The organism is Larkinella insperata, assembly GCF_026248825.1.
Classification (GTDB): Bacteria; Bacteroidota; Bacteroidia; order Cytophagales; family Spirosomataceae; genus Larkinella; species Larkinella insperata.
On the sequence record NZ_CP110973.1, the window covers coordinates 2905413 to 2925832 of the forward strand.

17 protein-coding genes are annotated in these 20420 nt (G+C 53.3%); 11 read left to right on the forward strand and 6 right to left on the reverse strand.

From position 1 onward, the window contains the following. Nucleotides 1-11 precede the first annotated feature (11 nt). The 6 genes from OQ371_RS11765 to OQ371_RS11790 all read left to right on the forward strand — a co-directional run bounded on the left by OQ371_RS11765 (nt 12) and on the right by OQ371_RS11790 (nt 8305). Nucleotides 12-3185 (forward strand): SusC/RagA family TonB-linked outer membrane protein, encoded by a 3174-nt coding sequence (locus tag OQ371_RS11765; RefSeq protein ID WP_265993963.1) that lies wholly within the window; start codon nt 12-14, stop codon nt 3183-3185. Nucleotides 3186-3206: 21 nt separating this feature from the next. Beyond that, nucleotides 3207-4673 (forward strand): SusD/RagB family nutrient-binding outer membrane lipoprotein, encoded by a 1467-nt coding sequence (locus OQ371_RS11770; protein ID WP_265993964.1) that lies wholly within the window; start codon nt 3207-3209, stop codon nt 4671-4673. Between the two features lie 24 nt (nt 4674-4697). Further along, complete coding sequence (locus tag OQ371_RS11775; RefSeq protein ID WP_265993965.1) at nt 4698-5177, forward strand: hypothetical protein; 480 nt, start codon at nt 4698-4700, stop codon at nt 5175-5177. Nucleotides 5178-5317: 140 nt separating this feature from the next. Then, entirely contained in the window at nt 5318-6466 is a 1149-nt protein-coding gene (locus OQ371_RS11780) for a pyridoxal phosphate-dependent aminotransferase (protein ID WP_265993966.1), read from the forward strand. A gap of 149 nt (nt 6467-6615) precedes the next feature. Further along, nucleotides 6616-7641, forward strand: a complete 1026-nt coding sequence (gene aroB / locus OQ371_RS11785; RefSeq protein WP_265993967.1) for a 3-dehydroquinate synthase — start codon at nt 6616-6618, stop codon at nt 7639-7641. A 127-nt stretch (nt 7642-7768) separates the two neighbouring features. Further along, nucleotides 7769-8305 carry a DUF4136 domain-containing protein gene (locus OQ371_RS11790; protein ID WP_265993968.1) on the forward strand — a complete coding sequence of 179 codons (537 nt, stop codon included), beginning with the start codon at nt 7769-7771 and terminating at the stop codon, nt 8303-8305. Nucleotides 8306-8353: 48 nt separating this feature from the next. Here the strand turns inward: OQ371_RS11790 and gldA are convergent, their stop codons facing one another. Then, the gene (gene gldA / locus OQ371_RS11795) at nt 8354-9298 is read right to left on the reverse strand and encodes a gliding motility-associated ABC transporter ATP-binding subunit GldA (protein WP_265993969.1); all 945 of its coding nucleotides are present in this window, start codon (nt 9296-9298) and stop codon (nt 8354-8356) included. A 272-nt stretch (nt 9299-9570) separates the two neighbouring features. Between gldA and OQ371_RS11800 the strand changes: the two genes are divergently transcribed. Both OQ371_RS11800 and OQ371_RS11805 read left to right on the forward strand, forming a co-directional pair. After that, nucleotides 9571-10005 carry a lysozyme inhibitor LprI family protein gene (locus OQ371_RS11800; protein ID WP_265993970.1) on the forward strand — a complete coding sequence of 145 codons (435 nt, stop codon included), beginning with the start codon at nt 9571-9573 and terminating at the stop codon, nt 10003-10005. Nucleotides 10006-10016: 11 nt separating this feature from the next. Then, nucleotides 10017-11684: an amino acid permease gene (locus tag OQ371_RS11805; protein ID WP_265993971.1), complete on the forward strand. Its 1668-nt coding sequence runs from the start codon at nt 10017-10019 to the stop codon at nt 11682-11684. Between the two features lie 267 nt (nt 11685-11951). Here the strand turns inward: OQ371_RS11805 and OQ371_RS11810 are convergent, their stop codons facing one another. The 5 genes from OQ371_RS11810 to panC all read right to left on the reverse strand — a co-directional run bounded on the left by OQ371_RS11810 (nt 11952) and on the right by panC (nt 15866). Next, the gene (locus OQ371_RS11810) at nt 11952-12638 is read right to left on the reverse strand and encodes a zinc metallopeptidase (protein WP_265993972.1); all 687 of its coding nucleotides are present in this window, start codon (nt 12636-12638) and stop codon (nt 11952-11954) included. A 148-nt stretch (nt 12639-12786) separates the two neighbouring features. Continuing rightward, entirely contained in the window at nt 12787-13272 is a 486-nt protein-coding gene (rfaE2, locus tag OQ371_RS11815; RefSeq protein ID WP_265993973.1) for a D-glycero-beta-D-manno-heptose 1-phosphate adenylyltransferase, read from the reverse strand. Between the two features lie 76 nt (nt 13273-13348). Beyond that, entirely contained in the window at nt 13349-14392 is a 1044-nt protein-coding gene (locus OQ371_RS11820; protein WP_265993974.1) for a lysylphosphatidylglycerol synthase transmembrane domain-containing protein, read from the reverse strand. A gap of 169 nt (nt 14393-14561) precedes the next feature. Then, complete coding sequence (panD, locus tag OQ371_RS11825; RefSeq protein ID WP_265993975.1) at nt 14562-14909, reverse strand: aspartate 1-decarboxylase; 348 nt, start codon at nt 14907-14909, stop codon at nt 14562-14564. A gap of 114 nt (nt 14910-15023) precedes the next feature. After that, nucleotides 15024-15866, reverse strand: coding sequence for a pantoate--beta-alanine ligase (gene panC / locus OQ371_RS11830; RefSeq protein WP_265993976.1), 843 nt, complete (start codon nt 15864-15866; stop codon nt 15024-15026). 200 nt (nt 15867-16066) lie between these two features. Between panC and OQ371_RS11835 the strand changes: the two genes are divergently transcribed. From OQ371_RS11835 to glmS, 3 genes are all read left to right on the forward strand, one after another. Next, complete coding sequence (locus OQ371_RS11835) at nt 16067-16876, forward strand: glycogen/starch synthase (RefSeq protein ID WP_265993977.1); 810 nt, start codon at nt 16067-16069, stop codon at nt 16874-16876. After that, nucleotides 16833-18266: a DUF4270 family protein gene (locus OQ371_RS11840; protein ID WP_265993978.1), complete on the forward strand. Its 1434-nt coding sequence runs from the start codon at nt 16833-16835 to the stop codon at nt 18264-18266. The genes OQ371_RS11835 and OQ371_RS11840 overlap by 44 nt, the downstream gene beginning before the upstream one ends. 209 nt (nt 18267-18475) lie before the next feature. After that, a complete protein-coding gene (glmS, locus tag OQ371_RS11845; RefSeq protein WP_265993979.1) occupies nt 18476-20326 on the forward strand; it encodes a glutamine--fructose-6-phosphate transaminase (isomerizing) in 1851 nt (616 codons plus the stop codon). Nucleotides 20327-20420 lie beyond the last annotated feature (94 nt).

The window sequence follows — 20420 nt, forward strand, 5'->3', positions numbered from 1 at the left end:
TAACTGATTGTATGAGGAGAACGCTACTTCTGATAGTAGGGATGATATGGCTATCCATGGTCGTGGCCACGGCTCAGACCCGCACGCTTACCGGGACAATTATGGCGGCTGATGAAGGGCCTCTCCCGGGTGCCAACGTGGTGGTTAAAGGCAGTACGACCGGAACGACAACCGATAATGAAGGCAAATTCAGCCTGAAAATTCCCAGTGAAAACACCACCCTGATTATCAGTTCCATCGGCTTTTTGACCGAAGAAGTGACCGTTGGCAACCGCTCGACGCTTGACCTGACGATGAAATCGGATGTGAAATCGCTAGCGGAGGTCGTCGTGACGGCTTTTGGCGTAGAAAAAGAAGTAAAATCGCTGGGCTACGGCGTCCAGGAAATCAAAGGCCAGTCGCTCACCGAAGCCCGTTCGTCGAACGTCGTGAATGCGTTATCCGGTAAAGTGGCCGGGTTGCGGGTGAGTTCCAACGGCGGTCCGGGCAGCGGCTCCACGATTCAGATTCGGGGTGCTGCGTCGGTATCGGGCAACAACCAGCCGCTGATCGTTATTGATGGCGTACCCATTCAGCAGTCGTTTGACAAGACGTACGGTTCGGGTATTTCGGAAGTGAACCCGGACAACATTAAGGAAATGAGCGTGCTGAAAGGCCCGAACGCAGCAGCTCTTTATGGATCGCGGGCGGCCAACGGGGTGATTCTGATCACGACGAAAAACGGCGCCGGAACGAAGGGAATCGGGGTCGAAATCAACTCCAATGTGACCTTCGAACGTCCGTGGATCAAGCCGAAATTTCAGAATATCTACGGGGGCGGACACGGTTACCGCACCTGGTACAACGACGGCTGGTCGGGCGCCATTACCGATCCGCTGGAAATTGAGCAATACCGCGCTGCGTACGGCCCGAATGCTCCGCTGACCGGTACGGAAGGAACCGACGAAAGCTGGGGCGGTCCGATGGATGGACGGCTGGTTCGTCACTGGTGGACCGGCAAAGACGTGGCTCCGCTGACGCCAAACCCCAACGGCTGGGAAGATTTCTGGCAAACCGGTCAATCCATTACCAACAGCGTCGCGCTTTCGGGCGGCAATGACAAAGGCAGCTTCCGGTTATCCCTGGGCCGTCTGGATCAGAAAGGGCTGGTTTATTTCAATGACTTCTACCGGAACAACTTCAAACTGAACTCGGCGTACAATTTTACGTCGAACTTCAGCGCGACCATTTCGGCGGAATACATTAAATCGGGTGGTAACCGGAGCTACAGCAGCGGTCAGGAATTTATCTGGTCACACCGGCAGAACGACTGGGCCAAGCTCCGCAACTGGCGCGATTACACGGGCGTTCACATTCAGCGTGCCGTTGCTGGCAAACCCGCCGATACCGATCCGCCGAACTGGCAGCACACGTTTTTCACGAACCCGTTCTTCTCGTCGGAAATGTTACCCAACAACAACGAGAAAGACCGCCTAGTAGGCAACATCGCCCTGAATTACAAAATCCTGCCTTCGCTGAGCCTGATGGTCCGGAGCGGAACCGACGTGTGGACGGATACCCGAATCAGCGTCAACAATTTTGAGCGGGTCCGGAACGGCAACCGGACGCCCGGCGCCTTTACCGAAGAAGTCCTGCGTCGGCAGGAAACCAACCACGATGCAATCCTGACCTTCAACAAAGCCCTCAGCACGGATTTCACGACAAATATTCAGGTAGGGGGAATTTCACGGACCAACTACTACAAACGCAATTACCTCAGTGTGGGTGAACTGGTTGTTGACGGTTTATACAACGCTTCCAACGCCAACCCGAGCCGGAATACCGCCGAGAGCCGTATTGAAAAATCACAGGTTAATAGCGTGTTTGGATCGTTCGAATTGGGTTACAAAAACGCCCTTTTCCTGAACGCAACGGCCCGTAACGACTGGTCGAGTACGCTGCCGTCCAACAACCGTTCGTATTTCTACCCGTCGGTATCGGCCAGCGCCGTCATCACGGATTTGCTGAATGTGCAGAGCAATATGATTTCTTTCGGTAAAGTCCGGGCGAGTTGGGCGCAGGTGGGGAACGACGCCCTGCCGTATCAGTTGCTGCAAACCTTCCGGGCCGGAACGTCCTGGGCGGGCTCAACTCCGGAGTTTTACGAAAATACGCAGATTGCCAACTCAACGCTGAAACCGGAAATTACGACCGGTACCGAGTTGGGTCTGGATGTCCGTTTTCTGAGAGGACGCGTCGGCCTGGATCTGACATATTACAACCAGGTGTCGCGTGATCAGATTCTGGCCGTCGAAATCTCCAAGGCGAGCGGTTACAACTCCCGCTTTTTGAACGCCGGTAAAATCACCAACAAAGGTCTTGAAGTGGTCCTGACCGGGACACCCGTCAAAACCGGTAGCGGTTTCAACTGGGAAACGACGGTCAACTTCTCGCGGAACCGCAACAAGGTGCTGGAACTGGCGGAGGGTCTGACGACCTACACCCTGACCACGCGCCAGGGGTTGATTACGGAAGCCCGCGTAGGACAACCGTACGGCAGTTTCTATGGGGTTGGTTTCGAGCACGCACCCGATGGACAGATCATTTACGGAGCCAACGGCTATCCGGTGGTTTCGTCAACGCCCCGGATTCTGGGCAACATTCAGCCTAAATGGACCGGCGGCTGGTTGAATAGCCTGTCATTCCGGGGCTTCTCGGTGTCGGCGCTGGTTGACGTGAAATGGGGTGGCGACTTCTTCGATGAAGGAACCGGAACGGCCCGCTGGACCGGCCAGTACGAAGAAACGGCCCTCGGACGCGAAGAAGGGGTCATTGGAAAGGGAGTTTATAACGCCGGAACGGCCGAAAACCCGAACTATGTGCCCAACACGGTGATTGTCCCGGCCAAAAACCTCATCGGATACAACAACCCAAGGAGCTACCACGAAGCGTCGATCTACGACGGCAGCTACGTCAAACTCCGCGAAGCCACGATTGGCTACCAGATTCCGACGGCTTTCCTGAATCGGATTAAACTCCGCTCGGCCAAAATCTCGCTGGTGGGCCGGAACCTGCTCATGCTGTTCAAAAACACCACTCATGTTGATCCTGAAGTAGACCGTTTCGGCGGAAATCAACAGGGTTTTGCGTACGGTGAATTGCCCAGCTCGCGCAGCATCGGTGCCAACCTGAGTCTGTCATTCTAATTCCGGAAAAAGATTTTGTCTATGAAGATCATACAAGCAGCTTTTATCAGTCTCGGGGTTCTGACGCTGGCGGGTTCCTGCACGAAGGATTTCGACGAAATAAACATCAGCCCGAACGATCCAACTTCCATCTCTCCGCAGTACCTGCTGCCGTACGCCCTCGAATCGTCCATCGACCGGTACTGGGGCGTTCGCACCCGCTTCGAACGGTTGAATCTGGACGGGGCCATGTGCTGGATGCAGTACCTGACGCGCAACATCTACTCGAACGAGGGCGACAACTACGAAGTCTCGGTTGGCTTTTACAACAACAACTGGAAGGGCTTTTTCAACGACTCGCAGGTGAACTTCCAGCGGATCATCGCGCTGTCGGGGCCGGGGGGGCAGTTCGAAAATTCAAACTACGAAGGCGTTGCGCTGGTGATGCGTTCGTGGGTGTTTTCCCTGCTGACGGATACGTACGGCCCCATTCCCTATAACGACGCCCTGAAAGGAACGGCGGCTGAGCCAAACTACACGCCGACTTACGATCCCGTCGAGGCCGTTTACGCGGGCATTCTCGCGGATTTGAAAACGGCTAACGAAAAGCTGACGGTGGGAGGGGCGGCCATTTCGGGCGATATTCTCTACGGGGGTGATGTTTTGAAGTGGAAAAAGTTTGCCAACTCGCTCCGGCTGCGGTTAGCCAACCGTCAGGCGGCCAAAAAACCGGCCGAATCAAAAGCCATCATGGCCGAAATTCTGGGCGATGCCACCAAATACCCGATTTTTACGGGTAATGCTGACAACGCCAGACTGGCTAATTCGGCGGTATTGCCCAGTAACAACGAGTGGCATCAGGTGATGATTCAGGACGGCCGGACCGACTGGAACGTCAGCAAAACCATTGCCGACCGGCTAAACGAACTGGGCGACACCCGGATTACGGTCTACGCCCAGCCCAACAAAGAAGGCAAGTACGAAGGTCACGCCAACGGGTTGCCCGATGCCGTCGCTACGGCGTACCTGGGAACCAGTTCCGTATTGGGCAACTACTTCACGGCCGCCACCGCACCCAGCGTACTCATGACGTTTTCGGAGCTGAACCTGATTCTGGCCGAAGCAGCCGCCGACGGCGACATCTCAGGCAGTGCGCAGACGTACCTGGAGAAAGGCGTTACGGCTTCTTTTGAGCAATACGGTTTGACGGTTCCGGCCGGTTATCTGACTAAAATTGGCCCCGCAACCAAAAGCACCATTCTGGAGCAGAAGTGGATTGCGTTGTTCGGGCAAGCCATCGAAGCCTGGACCGAATACCGACGGACCGGCTTGCCGGTGCTGCCCGCGAAGGATGCCCGCGCCGTTTTCTCCAACGACGGTGTGATGCCAACCCGTCTTAAATACCCCACCTCGGAATATTCGCTGAACAAAGCCAGCCTGGACAAAGGAATCTCGCTTTTGGGGGGAGCCGACGATATGAAGACGAAACTGTGGTGGGTTGAGAACTAACGCCAATAAACCGTGAAGATGTTCATGAAAAGCTATAAAGTATTTATATTGAGTGGGTTGCTTGCAGCAGGTGGCCTGCTCGCCGGATGCGAGAAAAAAGAGGATCCGTTTGTTGACCGCGTGGTGGCCCCCGTCCTGGTGGTGGTTCAGGGCGCAGCCGATGGGGGCGGTCAAACCGCCGAACCCGTCGTCTCGCAAACCATCACGGCGCCGGTAACCATGAGCGTTAAGGTTTACGAGCTCGACAAAAGCGGTATTCTGGATTACAAAGTCGGTATCGACTCGATTCCGGTTGCCTCGCTGGCGCTCAAACTGACCAAACGCGACGGAACGGTGCTGGCCGATCTGAAGACCGACAATACCGGGTTGGCCACGTTGACCAAGACCTGGGCCGAACTCGGCATCGCAGCACCCGCCGTCGGCAGCAGCGTTTCGCTGACCTGGGTCGGTGAACACAAGGGACAAGCCTTTACCCGTCTGTCGCGGGTGCAGGGTGTGAAGTAGACCCGTTTCGTACCTACCATCTGTCAGTCGTTTGTCTTTCTGTTTTGAGTCGTCAGATTCTGACGGACAGTGGAAAGATGAACGGCTGATCACCGCTTATAAACTGATTTAACAAACCAACATCTAACCAATTCTCAACTATGTCTCTGAATCGTCGCGAATGGCTCCGGTCTGGCCTGCTGGCCGGTGTAGGCTTAGCCGCTGCCCCAGCCGCTTATTGTGAACCCTGGCTGGACAAACCCGAGTTGGCCGGTGCTTTGCCGCCGACCGCTCCGAAGGTCGCGCTGAAAGCCCGTTTGTCGGCTAATGAAAACCCGTATGGTCCGTCGCCAAAGGCGCTGAAAGCCATCGCCGAAGCCGCCCCGGAAGGTTTTCTGTATCCGTTTCAATACGGAATGCAATTGCAGAAAATGATTGCCGATGAGGAAGGCGTCGCACCGGAGCAAATTCTGCTTTCGGCGGGTTCGGGAGCCTTGTTGCATGCAACGGCTTTGCAGTATGCGTACACGAATCCCGGAGGAAGCGTTCTGTCGGCCGATCCGACGTACGAATCGCTGGTGCGGGCGGCTGTTCAGCATGGTATGACCTGGGACAAAGTACCCCTGACATCCGGAACCTACGACCATAACCTGGAGGAAATGGAGAAGCGGGTGAACGACAAAACGAGTCTTGTCTATGTCTGTAATCCCAACAACCCCACGGGCGTAACGATCAACCCGGAAAGTCTGCGGGCGTTTGTTGACCGCGTTTCGGCCAAAAAACCGGTGTTTGTTGATGAAGCGTACATCCACTACACGGGCGATCCGAAAAAATACACGGTAATCGAAAACATCAAAAAAGGCCAGAACGTGATGGTCGCCAAGACCTTTTCCAAAATCTACGGAATGGCCGGCCTGCGGATGGGCTACATGGTTGGCCAACCGGATACGCTGAAGGCCATTTCTAAATGGGGCGGGGGCGTCGGCAACCTGAGCATGACGACGCTTCGGGCAGCTCTGGCCTGCTACAAAGACGACGAGTTTATCAAGTATTCGCTGAGCAAAGGCCTCGAAGCCCGTGAGTTTTTGTACGCGACGCTGAAACAGAACGGATATACTTACCTGCCCTCGGGCACAAACTTCGTGCTGTTCCCGATCCGGATGAAGGGCGATGATTTCACCAAGAAAATGATGGACAACGGCGTAAGCGTTCGCCAGTGGAAATTCGACGGCCAGTTCTGGTGCCGCGTCAGTCTCGGCACGATGGACCAGATGAAAGCCTTTGCCGATGCGCTGAAAGTTGTTTCCTGACGCACCGACGGGCTGGAATCCGGGAGAGTTTCTGAAAAACAGACGGTTTGCTTCCTAAAACGAGTTCACGTACGAAAGTATCAGATAACCTGAGTTGAAATCGCTCCCGAAGTTTTACCTTTGGGAGCGATTTCTTTTTATACCTGCTTATGTCTGTTCAGATTTCCCCCCTGGCCGAAAGTTTGCCTGCCTTTTTAAAACAGCATGATTATTCGGCCATTGCTGTACTTGCCGATATGAATACCAAACGGCATTGTTATCCGGCCATCAAAAATTTTTTACCGAAACATAAAATTTTTACGGTTCGGGCGGGTGAGCATCACAAGAATTTAGCCACCTGCGAAACCGTCTGGCAGGGGTTGACGGACGCCCAGTTTGACCGGCACGCGCTGTTGATCAATCTCGGTGGGGGAGTAATTGGGGATTTGGGCGGTTTTTGCGCGGCAACCTACAAACGTGGCATTGATTTTATCCAGATTCCAACCACTTTACTGTCGCAGGTTGACGCCAGCGTGGGCGGAAAGCTGGGTATTGACTTTCACGGATTTAAGAACCATATTGGGGTCTTTAAACTGCCGGAAGCCGTTCTGATTGACACGGTATTTTTCCAGACCTTACCGGAGCTGGAACTCCGGTCGGGATTTGCCGAAATCGTCAAGCACTGCCTGATTGCCGATGCGGCCAAATGGAATGTCATCCGCCGTCGTGATCTGCAGCAGCAGGACTGGAATGACCTGGTGGCGCATTCGGTGGCGATCAAAAAAAATATTGTTGAGCAAGATCCAAACGAGCGGGGTATTCGTAAAATATTGAACTTCGGTCACACGCTGGGCCATGCACTCGAAACGCATTTTCTGGCCGATCCGAAACGTCGGTTGCTGCACGGAGAAGCCATTGCTGCCGGAATGATTGCCGAAGCGTTTATTGCTTACCGGAAAGGAATGATTCCGGCAGAGCTGCTGGAACAGATCGAAGAATACCTTTTTGCGGTCTATGGCCGCGTCACGATTGCAGATACGGACCTCGAGCCGGTATTGGCGCTAACGTTACAGGACAAGAAAAATCGGAACGGTCAGGTGCGGATGGCCCTGCTCGACGGACCGGGAAGTTGTGCCTTCGACGTGCCGGTTACCAAGGCCGAAATGAGCCGGGCATTGGAGTACTATAGAACCTAAACTGTAAGTGGGCCGTTTGCGCGGTTTTTCGAACCTTACAGACAGAATATCAATTAATTCAAGTGTGTTTTCTTAACCATTTTTGTCTATAAGTGTCAACTTTACAACCCCGTTAAACAGTCCGTTTATGAAACATTTTATTGGCGTCCTTGTGTTGCTGGCCGTGGTTTCGCTCGCCGGCTGCATGCCCGGAAAGTTATTTGTCGAACACGATTACAGCTACGAGGGGCATTTTAAAAATTACGAGTCTTTTAATTTTCTGGAATGTGAGTACATCGACTCAACGCTACTTTGCTCGGACATTCAGGAAGCCATTCGCCACCAGATGGAGGCTCGGGGCTATAAAGTAGCCAACCGGGCTCCGAATCTGCTTATCTCCTACAACATTTTTCGGAACGACCTGCGTTTCCGGGGGTATCAGCAACCCGTTATCAAAGACTGGGTTGTGAGTGAAGACGGGGACGCAACCTACAAACGGATTGATTACAACCTCGACGAAGGTACCCTGATGATTTCATTGATCGATGCAGAAACCTACCAGGTCATCTGGAAGGGCTATGCCTCCCGTGTTACCCGAAATCCCAACTTCAAGAATAATTACTTCAAGGGCATTGTCCGATCCATTTTTGATCAGTACCCTTTGATGGCTTCGGCCCGAAAATAGCGGGCCAACTCAGTCTTCAAACAGCGAACCGTAAGCGCAAAAGTTGACTTATGGTTCGCTGTTTGTTTTTGTAAGCTCCCTGAAAATACCTTCCAAGCTGCTTTCCTGCTGTTTCAGGCCAACCAGCGTCAGGTTTTTATCGGCGGCTAACCGGAAGATGGCCGCCCGCAGATCGCTATCCTTGTCAGCGGTCAGGCGGTAACGGCTTTCGCCCAGCGCATCAATCTGCCGGATGCCGGGCAGCTCGTTCAAAACCGTTGCGTCGGCCAGATCCCGCTCAAATTCGGCCACTACAACCACCGAGCCGTCGGAGGTTTCCCGCAGAGTGCTCAACTCTCCATCGGCCACAATCCGACCCCGGTTGATGATGATGACCCGGTCGCAGAGGGCTTCGACTTCCTGCATGATGTGGGTGGAAAACAGAACGGTTTTTTCGCGCCCAATGGTCCGGATCACCTGGCGGATTTCCGAAAGCTGGTTGGGGTCCAATCCGGTAGTGGGTTCGTCCAGAATCAGCACCGGCGGATTGTGAATCAGCGCCTGAGCCAGCCCGACGCGTTGCCGGTAACCCTTCGATAACTGACCGATCTTTTTGCGTTGCTCCAGGCCCAGCCCGACCAGTTCAATCATATCGGTTACCCGCTGGCGCAGTACCGCGCCCCGCAGGCCGTGCAGCGAACCCGCAACGTTTAGAAACTCCTTCACGTACATATCCAGGTAGAGCGGATTGTGCTCGGGCAGGTAACCCAGGCTGCGCCGGACATCGATGGAGTGGGTGCGAACATCGAACCCGTTGACCTTTACCGTACCCTCGGTGGGCGGCAGGTATGCCGTGGCAATTTTCATGGTTGTTGATTTTCCGGCCCCGTTTGGCCCCAGAAAGCCCACAATTTCGCCCGGCTGAACCGCAAAGGAAATGGCATCGACCGCCCGTTGGGCCGGAGCACCCGGGCGGGTATAGAGTTTAGTCAGGTTTTGTACCAGAATGGACATTGATCAGGACAAAAGGCGAAAAATCGAACGTGCAAGGTACGAAAGCAGCCGAACATTTGTTGCCACTGCGCACAAGCAGGGAGTCCGGTGTACGGAATGCAACCCCTTTCTTACGCGGGAAAACAAAAACGACTGCTTAAAAAATAATCCCGTTAGAATCAGCGAATAAACGGTATTCTATTAACGGTGTTTTGGCCAAACCGCTTTAAAAACCGAAAACAATTTTTATTTTTAGCCTTTCGTTCATCCTTAAACGGATTGAACAAACTGCAATGAGGACGAAACACATCGGTACGGTAGTGGGCTGCCTGATGACCATCAGTGCCTGGGCGCAGCAACCGGGAGTTCCAACGCCGACCCGAAGAAATGACGACCATCCGCCGGAAGTTTTTACCAACTGCGACAGCGCCCAGACACAGACCGAGCTGAACTTATGCGCCCAGATGCGGTTTCAGAAAGCCGATCAGGAATTGAATGCAATCTACAAGCAATTGCTCGAGTTGCTGCCTAAAGACGATAAGATGATGGTGGTGGAGGCCCAGCGTCAATGGCTGGCTTACCGCGATGCTCACTGCAAGATTTACGAGAAAATGTACGCGGGCGGTTCCATGCTGAGCATGGTGCTTGCCAATTGCAAAGAAGCCGCAACCCTGAACCGGATTAACGAACTAAAAGAACTAATAGCCGAACGTAAACTTAGACAATAGCTGCCTGACGTATGAGTGATTCAGTATTCCGGAAGAAATCAGTTGGTAAAGCCGTCGCCGATATCGACGAAGGGGATTCGTCCCACCTGAACAAAGTCCTGGGTGTTCGCGATTTGACTTCCTTCGGGATTGCCGCCATCATCGGAGCCGGAATATTCAGTACCATCGGGCGGGCCAGCGTCAACGGCGGTCCGGCGGTTTCCCTGCTGTTTGTATTTACGGCCATTGCCTGCGTTTTTACGGCGCTTAGCTACGCGCAGTTTGCCTCGACGGTGCCCGTTAGCGGAAGCGCTTACACGTACGCATACGTGTCATTCGGGGAGATTTTTGCCTGGATCATCGGATGGGCGCTTATCCTGGAGTACGCCGTCAGCAACATGGTGGTGGCTATTTCGTGGTCTGAATATTTTACGTCGATGCTCGGCGGGTTTAACATTCATTTTCCGGGATACTGGTCCTCCGACTACGGATCGGCCGCCCGGGCTTACGCGGAAGTGCAGGCCAGCGCGTCGCCCGGTAGCCTGCCCGCCAACACGCGGGAACTGGCCCAGGCTTTCCAGGACGCTCCGACCATCGGCGGTTTGAAACTCATTGCCGACTTGCCCGCCGGGGTGATTACCATTCTGATTACGGCCCTGGTGTACATCGGTATCAAAGAATCCCGAACCGCCAGCAACATTCTGGTGGTGCTGAAACTGGCCGTTATCGGCCTGGTAATTGCCGCCGGGGCTTTTTACGTCAAACCCGAAAACTGGTCGCCGTTCGCACCCAATGGCGTTAGCGGGGTTTTGAGCGGGGTTGCTTCGGTGTTTTTTGCGTTCATCGGTTTTGATTCCATCTCGACGACCGCCGAAGAATGCCGTAATCCGCAGCGCGACCTGCCCCGGGCCATGATTTACTGTCTGATCATCTGCACGGTTTTGTACGTCCTGATCACCCTGGTGCTGACCGGTATGGTCAACTACAAGGAACTGGGCGTGGATGATCCGCTGGCGTATGTGTTCCAGAAAGTGGATCTGAACTTTGTGGCCGGTATCATTTCGGTCAGCGCCGTTGTGGCCATCACGAGCGCCTTGCTGGTGTACCAGCTGGGCCAGCCGCGCATCTGGATGACCATGAGCCGCGATGGGTTGCTGTGGCCGCGTTTCTCGCAAATCCACCCGCGTTACCGGACTCCTTCCTTCGCAACCATCGTAACGGGTTTTCTGGTGGCGGTCCCCTCGCTTTTCCTGGACATGCAGTTCTTTATCGACTTGACGAGCGTGGGTACGTTCTTCGCTTTTATTCTGGTATGCGGGGGGATTCTGTACCTGGATGCAAAGGGGCTTTCCCGTCATTCGAAGTTTAAAGTTCCCTACGTCAACGGCAAGTACATCATCGGGATCGCCTTGCTGATTACCATGACGCTGGTGGTCCGGGCGGGCGGGCTTGTGAGCGGAATCGAAGAAAAACCGCTGCTGGCTTTTTTCTGGCTTACCTGGGCGGTTCTGGCCGTTCTGGCGTTCCGTCAAAACTTCTCGCTGTTGCCGGTGCTGGGTATCCTGACCAACCTGTATCTGATGACCGAACTGGGGGTTAGCAACTGGCTTATTTTTGTCATCTGGCTTATTATCGGCCTCGTTATCTACTTCCTGTACGGCTACCGGAAAAGCAAGCTGGCGATGGAAAACAATCAGTAAAACAGCCGTTTCATGGCTTAGCTACATCAGTTAATACAGTTTACCATAAGCTATATTTGTATGTACAATTTAGGTGTATATATTTGCTAACGATCTTTGATAGCAAGGCTGACTTCAACGCAACAAGTAAGGTCAATTTACATCTCGCAATAAGGTAGAAAGCCTATGGGGCATCCCTCTAGGCTTTTTTGTCGATTTATCTATCGTACCATAAAAATGCCCCAGCACATGCTGGGGCATTTTTTATAATAAACGGTCTATCAAGAATTAGTCGCTTCGGCGGCCACCCATAAGCAGGCTGGCGTAGTAGAGCAGTGTTGCCAGCGAACCAAGTGCGGCAACAACGTAGGTCATGGCTGCCCACCAGAGGGCATCTTTGGCATAACCATACTCCCGTTGGTTGACAATGTTGCGGTTTTGCACCCAAGCCAGCGCCCGACGGCTGGCGTCGAACTCAACGGGCAGGGTCACGAAACTAAACAGCGTCGTTACGGCAAATAGGGCCACCCCAATCGCCAGCGGAATAATGGTTGTGTTAATCAGCAAAATACCGATCAGAATAATCCATTGCAGGTAGCTGGACGAAATCGTCAGGAACGGTACCATCGCTGAACGAAACTTGAGCGGGCCGTACGCCGTTGCGTGTTGCACGGCATGGCCGCATTCGTGGGCCGCCACAGCCGCAGCCGCAACGCTTCGCCCGTAATAAACGTCGGCACTCAGGTTGACGGTTTTGTCCTGCGGGTTATAGTGGTCCGTCAGCATCCCCTCAACCGACAGGACGCGAACGTCGTAAATGTTGTTTTCGTGGAGCATCCGTTCGGCAATCTCCTTACCGCTCAGACCGTTACTCAGTCCGATTTGGGAGTACTCATTGAACTTGCTTCTCAACCGCCAGCTAACACCAGCACTGAGCAAAGCGAAAATGATGAAAATAATCCAGATTCCAGGCATAGTTGAATAGAGACCGGTTTACCGGTACAATTAGGGTTATGGTCAAACAATTGGGTGGATGACTTTACTTACTTAACAAATATCACTAAAAAAACAGTTCACTGCTCATCCATGTCCAAAACCGCTGATCACGTTTTTGGTAGGCTTGTCATTCGGCGTAAGCCTTGCGGATTTTTCCGATGATGGCCGTGGTAGAATAACCCGCCACGAGCGGAATGGTTTGCACCCGACCTCCATTTTGCTGCACGAAATCGGCGCCCACAATATCGGCAACTGCGTAGTCGTCGCCTTTCACCAGCACATCCGGTTGAACCGCCTGAATGAGTTCAAGGGGCGTCGGCTCGTCGAAAAGAACAACGGCGTCGACGAAGGCCAGCGACGCCATCAGCCGGGCGCGGGCGTATTCGTTGACAACAGGCCGCAGCGGGCCTTTGATCCGGCTCACGGAAGCATCGGTATTTAATCCAAGAATCAGCTTGTCTCCGGCCTGCCGCGCTTTTTCCAAGTAATCGACATGCCCCAAATGCAGAATGTCGAAACAACCGTTGGTAAACACGATCTGTTTGCCTTCGGCGTGCCAGGTTTTAGCCTGTTCAACGGCTTGTTCGCGGGTCAGGATTTTGGATTCAGTCATGCTATTTTTTTAGGACGAGTGGATTCAAACGGGTTGAAGGACTGGGCGGTTTTCCGTCATTCAGTCATCCGGCAGACTAGGGTTTGGCGTTGACGACTTGCTGAGAAACCGGGCTGGTTTGCGACTGTGGGTTTTTCCCTTTGATCATCACGACCAGAAAGCTCAGTGCCCCCAGCACCACAATGTAGAACCACTGCGTAAACAGCATCAGCGTTGCCAGCGTAGCGCCATCCTGGTTGCTCAGGCCGTACAGCGCCAGGGCCGCCCCAACCAGAATGTTGAAAGCTCCGGCTCCGCCCTGAACGGGGGCCGCCATCCCAATTGACCCCATGATCAGAATGGTCAGTCCGGCGCGCCAGTCCAGACCCGCAGTTTGGGGCATGGCAAAGATCAGGACAAACGACATGAAGTAGTACATGGTCCAGATCAGGGCCGTATGGAACACGAAAGCGCCGGGGTTCTTCAGTTTACGAACGCTCAGCAGACCGTCGAGCAAACCGGCCATAAATTTTTCAATCTTCTGATAGAACGGCTTCTGACGGAGAATTTCTTTGTAGCGGCTGTAGAAAAACCAGACCATAACCGCAAATCCGAGCAGGCAGCCCCCCAGCAGAACCAGCAGCCAGGAATTATCCCGCAAACCCGTTACATTAAGTTTGGTCGAGAAAAAGTCCATCAGAAACGTGCTCAACCGGCTGAATTCGATCAGGAAGGTAGCACCCAGCAGCAGCAAAAGAACCAGTACATCGACAATCCGCTCGGCAACGACTGTCCCGAAACTCACGTTGACGGGCACCCCTTCCAGGCGATTGAGCGTACCGCAGCGCGTTACTTCGCCCATGCGCGGCACCACCAGGTTAGCGAAATAGCCCGTCAGAACCGATACGGTGGTGTTGAACGGCGAAGGACGATGACCCACAACGGGTTCCATCAGCAACCCCCAACGGTAGGCCCGGCTCCAGTGGGCAACGACGGTGAGCAAACCGGATACGATAATCCAGCTGTAGTTGGCTTTGCTGAATGCCTCAAACATAGCCGCCCGGTCAATGTCCTTGAATACGTACCAGAGCAGCCCGGCCGCAATACTGAGCGAAATGCCGTACTTTAAAATGTTTTTCAAAATTCAGGCTGGTTTAAAATGGTTATTGGTGATTATAAAAGTGGAATGGCCGCGTGGTTAGAACAGGCAAAGACGGTACCAATCCGACCGTCCTGTCCGTAGAAACCAAGTACTCATTTTGTAACCATTCGACTATCTTCATTCATTACCATAAAAATCATTCCAGAATTTAGACGAGTCGGTTGTTGCCGTCCGGAAAGACCACTAGTGGCGTGTAGGCTCTGGCTTCTTCCGTAGTCATCATGCCGTAGGAGATGATGATAATGATGTCGCCAACCTGCGCGCGACGGGCAGCCGCCCCGTTCAGACAGATGATGCCCGAACCGCGCTCCCCCTTGATTACGTAGGTGATCAGGCGCTCGCCGTTGTTGTTGTTAACAATATGGACCTGCTCGTTTTCGATCAGACCAGCCGCATCCATCAGGTCCTCGTCGATGGTGATGCTGCCGACGTAATTCAGTTCGGCCTGCGTCACCCGGACCCGGTGGATCTTGGATTTCATTACAGTAATAAACATAGTTGTCTTGACTGCCCGGTTCAAACGGGCCATCAAAAATAGTGAAAAACAGGCCACCCGTTGCAGTTACCGCAAAAACAGACCACAAACCGACTTAGTTCAGCCAGACGCCTGTCAGAGAATGAGGTTATCGATCAGACGGGTTTTGCCCAGGTGCGCGGCAATGCACAGGGCCGTTGCGCCCGGGGCCTGAAGCTGGTCGACGGGTTGCAGGGTATCGGCATTGGCAATTTCAAAATATTCGACCCGGAAAGCGGGGTGGGCCTGAAAGTGCTCGTTTACGGCCGTTTTAGCGGCTTCGACGGAATTGCCGGTTTGCAAAATCTCCCGGGCCTTGCTCAGCGCCTGGTACAGTTCGAGCGCATCCCGGCGTTCGTCGGGCGTCAGATTACGGTTTCGCGACGACATCGCCAGGCCGTCTTCTTCCCGCACGATTGGCATCCGGATCAGTTCCAGGGGAAAGCTCAGGTCACGAACCAGCCGCTTTACCACCGCAACCTGCTGCAAATCCTTCTGTCCGAAATACGCCCGGTCGGGCTGGACGATGTGGAATAATTTGGCAACCACCAGACCGACGCCGTTGAAGTGGCCCGGCCGGAAAGCGCCTTCCATGACCGTCTCCAGTTCTCCGAAGTTCAATTTCAGCACGGGGCTGGTCGGATACATTTCTTCCACAGAGGGAGCAAAGACGAAGTCGCAGCCGGCAGCTTCCAGCAACGCACAGTCGGCTTCCAGCGTATGCGGGTAGCGGGCCAGATCGTCGGCGTTGTTGAATTGGGTCGGGTTGACGAAGATGCTGCAAACCGTCAGGTCATTCTGCGCTTTGGACGCATCGATCAGCGACAGGTGACCCGCGTGCAGAGCGCCCATTGTGGGTACGAGGCCCACCGATAGGTTATTTTTGCGCTGATTATCAATCGCTTGCCGAAGGTCGGCAATGGTTTCGTAAAGGTACATGCTCAATAGGGAAGAATTTTGGTCAGTTGCCCGGGGACCTTATTTCCGGAGGAAGGTTGCCGTCGAGCGTTTCATTAGGACAAAACAGGAGTTTTTCTGGCGAAATTCTATTGAAATACCAGAAAAAATTGTATAATTTTGCAGATTTTTAATTCGTTCCGCTACGGCGGTGTATTTCACTAAAGCCCCCCAATCGTGTTATGAGCAAACTTCGGATTCTCTACGTTGCCAGTGAAATCAACCCTTTCCTCCAGACCTCTGCTGTTGCCGATTTTGTTCGGAAACTCCCGCAGGCGATGCAGGAGCGGGGCATGGAAATTCGCATTCTGGTGCCACGTTTCGGGCTGATCAATGAGCGCAAAAACCGGCTGCACGAAGTAGTTCGGTTATCGGGAATCAACATTACGGTGGGCGACGAAGAAAAACCACTGATTATCAAGGTGGCATCAATCCCCAACGCCAAGCTTCAAGTGTATTTTATTGACAACGAAGACTATTTTCAACGGAAACACGTTTTTCTTGACAAGGACGACCGGTTCTACGAAGATAACGATGAGCGGGCGATTTTCTTCTGCAAAGGCGTACTGGAAACCGTAAAAAAACTGGGTTGGTCGCCCGATATCGTCCATTGTAACGACTGGATGACGGCGCTGATTCCGCTGTACCTGAAAACGACCTACAAAAACGACCCGATGTTTAAGGACACCAAGTCGGTATTCTCGGTCTACAACAATTCCTTTTCGTACCGCTTCGACGCCGGTCTGGTCGAAAAAGCCAAAGCGTTGGACGTGGATGAAGATATGTTACAATATCTGAAATCGGCTGATTACGACGGTTTTATCCGGATGGGATGCACCTATGCGGATGTTGTAGTGAAAGCCAACGAAGATTATAGCGAGAGTTTAAATAGCATCCTGAATGATTTGTCCGACAAGAAAGTTGACCTTACCGAAGAAGGCGAGGAAGTTGCTGACCAATATTACAACCTTTACACGGAACTGGCGGGCTAATCAGAATCCGGTTCGGCTGAGCATCCTGGCGGGTTTGGTTTCGCTGGTGGTTGGTCTGGTCGCCTGTGAAGAGCCCAAAGACATCGGTTTGCCGCCGGTTACGGCCATCGGCGTTTTGTACACGGATACGCTGACGGTTCAGACATCCACGGTTCAACTCGATTCGGTGGTGACCAGCCGGAACGAACGGCAGTTAGTTGGGCAATACAACGATCCGGTTTTTGGTAAAGTAACGGCTAAAACGTTCGGGCAATTACAGGTACAAGGCGGCACCTTCAAAACGGAGGGGGAAGTTATATATGACTCCCTGCGGGCAGGAGTTGGCTATGATCTTAGTTCGTACCTATACGGCGATACGACGAAAGTTCAGGAGCTGTTTTTCCACCGTCTGACGGAGGATATGGACTCAACCCGTCAGTACGTATCGTCAGAATCGATTGCGTATACGGCTCAGCCACTGGGCAAAATGGATGTTAAGCCAACAGCTGTCGGAACCGCCAGTGTCATTAAAACCGCCCGTTTGTCGGATGCACTGGGTCGTGAATTGCTGGAAAAGTCGAAAGGGGCGGGTTTTACGCAGGCTGATTTTCAACAGTTCTTTAAAGGAATCGCCCTAGTTCCCGGTGCGAACAATACAACAGTTTTTGGGTTCAGCCCTCAATACGTCCAGCTTCAATTATTCTACCATAAATCGGGTGATACGGTATCCACGGGAAAAGTGTTCTACACCACTACGGCCCGGCAGTTGTTCAGCCAGATTAAGGTGGATCGTTCGGCAACCAAGCTGGCGGGCCTGAGCGTTACCAAGCCGCTGCCGAGTTCAGCAACAGACGGAGAGGTTTTCTTTCAGAGTGCAACGGGACTGACGACGAAGGTGCAGTTCCCGACCCTCGAAAATTTGAAGAAAGAAACGGGCCGAGTAGCCATTAACCGGGCTGAGCTGCAATTCTTCGTGAAAGGCAGTAGCCCCGGCGGGCCGGTACCTTCGCTCCTGACGCTGGCGCAAACCGATAACAATAACCGGATTTTGCGTACGAACGAAGCCAGTACTGGAAGTCAGTTGTTTCACCTGTTACAAGTACGGGAAAGGACTTTTCAAACGGTTGCTCGATGGTACTATCCACAGGTTAAAGCTTACAACAGCCGCCTGAAGAACTATGCGTTCGATGTTACGACGCATTTGCAGGCTTCTCTGGTCGGTTTCCAGCCTAACAACGCGCTGGTACTAATGCCGACCTCAGCGGGTGAAGGTCAATTGGTAGCTCAGTCTAATACAACAGGGGCGCTTGTTTATCAGGTTCAGCCTTTTATTTACAATCAGCTAAACGGCGCGATTCTGGGTGGGCCGCTTACGGCCAAGTTGGTCGTGTTCTACACGTATACACCGTGACCGAAGCATAGCAAAATTTCAGGCCAGCCTCTTGCGGGGCTGGCCTTTTTGTTACTGTACGTTTTAATCAAAATTCCGATTGTTTTATAAGGATTTTTGTATCTTTCCTAGAAAATAAGCCTGTTTTAGCGAGATTTTAGAATTGAATTGGGGTTTTCTTAAATAATTTAAAATAGACAGCTGCAACACCATTTTAACTGATAAATCCAATGTGCGGAATTGTCGCTTACGTCGGTCATCGTGAGGCCGCTCCTCTGGTGCTGAAAGGATTAAAACGGCTGGAATACCGGGGCTACGACAGCGCGGGTATCGCCTTGCTGGATGCCGAGCCCAGCCCGTCCGGGTTGAGAGTCTACAAAAAGAAGGGAAAAGTCGCCGACCTGGAAAACGAACTGGCGGGCAAAGAGCTGGCGGCCAAGATCGGTATCGGTCATACCCGCTGGGCTACCCACGGCGCGCCGAACGATGTCAACGCCCACCCACACGAGTCGCAGGATCGCAAACTGGCCATCATCCACAACGGGATCATTGAAAATTACGCGGCCATCAAACAGAATCTGATTCGGAAAGGCCACGTTTTTCGCTCCGAAACCGATTCGGAAGTGCTGATTCAGTTTATCGAAGACATTCGGAAAGAAACCGGCTCCTCGCTCGAAGAAGCCGTTCGGCTGGCTTTGCAGGAAGTGGTGGGGGCCTACGCCGTCGTCATTCTTTCGGAGGAGGACCCCACGCAACTGATTGCCGCCCGCAAAGGCAGCCCGCTGGTAATTGGGGTGGGCGGGAATGAATTCTTCTTCGCGTCGGATGCCACCCCGATTATCGAATACACGAAAGACGTAATTTACCTGAACGACCAGGAAATCGCCGTTGTGCGGGCGGGTGAGCTGAAAATAATTACCCTCGATAACGCGCCGACAACGCCGTACATTCAGAAAGTCGAGTTGGAGCTCGAAGCCATTGAAAAAGGTGGTTTTGAGCATTTCATGCTGAAGGAAATTTTCGAGCAGCCCCGTTCCATCGCCGACAGCATGCGGGGCCGTGTGCGGGCTGAAGAAGAGCATTTGCAACTGGGCGGTTTGCGCGATTACCTCGGGCAGTTGGCGGCTTCCGAACGGGTGGTCATTGTCGGCTGCGGAACGTCGTGGCACGCGGGGCTGGTGGCCGAATACATTTTTGAGGAACTGGCCCGGATTCCCGTCGAAGTAGAATATGCCTCGGAGTTCCGCTACCGCAACCCCATCATCAAGGAGCGCGATGTTGTGATTGCCATTTCGCAGTCGGGCGAGACGGCGGATACGCTGGCGGCTATTGAACTGGCGAAGTCGAAAGGGGCTACGATTTTTGGCGTTTGTAACGTGGTGGGTTCGTCCATCGCGCGAACCGCACACGCCGGAGCCTATACCCACGCCGGTCCGGAAATCGGGGTTGCCAGCACCAAGGCCTTTACGGCGCAGGTCACGGTTTTGACCCTCATGGCCCTTTCAGCGGCTCAGCAGAAAGGAACGATTTCGAATACGGTGTTCCGGCAGTTGCTGGCCGAGCTGGAGCGCATTCCTGCGCTGGTGGAAAAGGTGCTGCGGGATGCCCAGAAGGTGAAAGAGATTGCCTACATTTTTACGTACGCCCGAAACTTCATCTACTTGGGCCGGGGTTTGAACTTTCCCGTAGCCCTGGAGGGCGCCCTGAAGCTGAAGGAAATCTCGTACATCCACGCCGAGGGTTACCCGGCTGCCGAGATGAAACACGGCCCCATTGCGCTCATCGACGAAGATATGCCCGTGGTGGTTATTGCGACAAAAGACAGTTCGTACGAAAAAGTAGTGTCCAACATTCAGGAGATAAAAGCCCGCAAAGGCCGCGTGATTGCCGTCGTGACCGAGGGCGATTCGCACATCCGGGAAATGGTTGATTTTGTGATCGAGATCCCGAACGTACACGAAATGCTGATGCCGTTGATCTCGGTGATTCCGCTGCAACTATTGTCGTATTACATCGCCGTGATGCGGGGCCGCAACGTCGATCAGCCGCGAAATCTGGCCAAGTCGGTAACGGTAGAATAAAGCCGGATGGTTTTAAATAGTCGGACCTGCCGGAATTTGATGCTCCGGCGGGTCTTTTTAGTTACCATCCGATAGAATTGATTGCTAACTTGCG

Bases quoted from the DNA above. Each gene is read 5' to 3' on its own strand.
- OQ371_RS11765 (WP_265993963.1), top strand. From the start codon at position 12: ATGAGGAGAACGCTACTTCTGATAGTAGGGATGATATGGCTATCCATG.
- OQ371_RS11770 (WP_265993964.1), top strand. From the start codon at position 3,207: ATGAAGATCATACAAGCAGCTTTTATCAGTCTCGGGGTTCTGACGCTG.
- OQ371_RS11775 (WP_265993965.1), top strand. From the start codon at position 4,698: ATGAAAAGCTATAAAGTATTTATATTGAGTGGGTTGCTTGCAGCAGGT.
- OQ371_RS11780 (WP_265993966.1), top strand. From the start codon at position 5,318: ATGTCTCTGAATCGTCGCGAATGGCTCCGGTCTGGCCTGCTGGCCGGT.
- aroB (WP_265993967.1), top strand. From the start codon at position 6,616: ATGTCTGTTCAGATTTCCCCCCTGGCCGAAAGTTTGCCTGCCTTTTTA.
- OQ371_RS11790 (WP_265993968.1), top strand. From the start codon at position 7,769: ATGAAACATTTTATTGGCGTCCTTGTGTTGCTGGCCGTGGTTTCGCTC.
- gldA (WP_265993969.1), bottom strand. From the start codon at position 9,298: ATGTCCATTCTGGTACAAAACCTGACTAAACTCTATACCCGCCCGGGT.
- OQ371_RS11800 (WP_265993970.1), top strand. From the start codon at position 9,571: ATGAGGACGAAACACATCGGTACGGTAGTGGGCTGCCTGATGACCATC.
- OQ371_RS11805 (WP_265993971.1), top strand. From the start codon at position 10,017: ATGAGTGATTCAGTATTCCGGAAGAAATCAGTTGGTAAAGCCGTCGCC.
- OQ371_RS11810 (WP_265993972.1), bottom strand. From the start codon at position 12,638: ATGCCTGGAATCTGGATTATTTTCATCATTTTCGCTTTGCTCAGTGCT.
- rfaE2 (WP_265993973.1), bottom strand. From the start codon at position 13,272: ATGACTGAATCCAAAATCCTGACCCGCGAACAAGCCGTTGAACAGGCT.
- panD (WP_265993975.1), bottom strand. From the start codon at position 14,909: ATGTTTATTACTGTAATGAAATCCAAGATCCACCGGGTCCGGGTGACG.
- panC (WP_265993976.1), bottom strand. From the start codon at position 15,866: ATGTACCTTTACGAAACCATTGCCGACCTTCGGCAAGCGATTGATAAT.
- OQ371_RS11835 (WP_265993977.1), top strand. From the start codon at position 16,067: ATGAGCAAACTTCGGATTCTCTACGTTGCCAGTGAAATCAACCCTTTC.
- glmS (WP_265993979.1), top strand. From the start codon at position 18,476: ATGTGCGGAATTGTCGCTTACGTCGGTCATCGTGAGGCCGCTCCTCTG.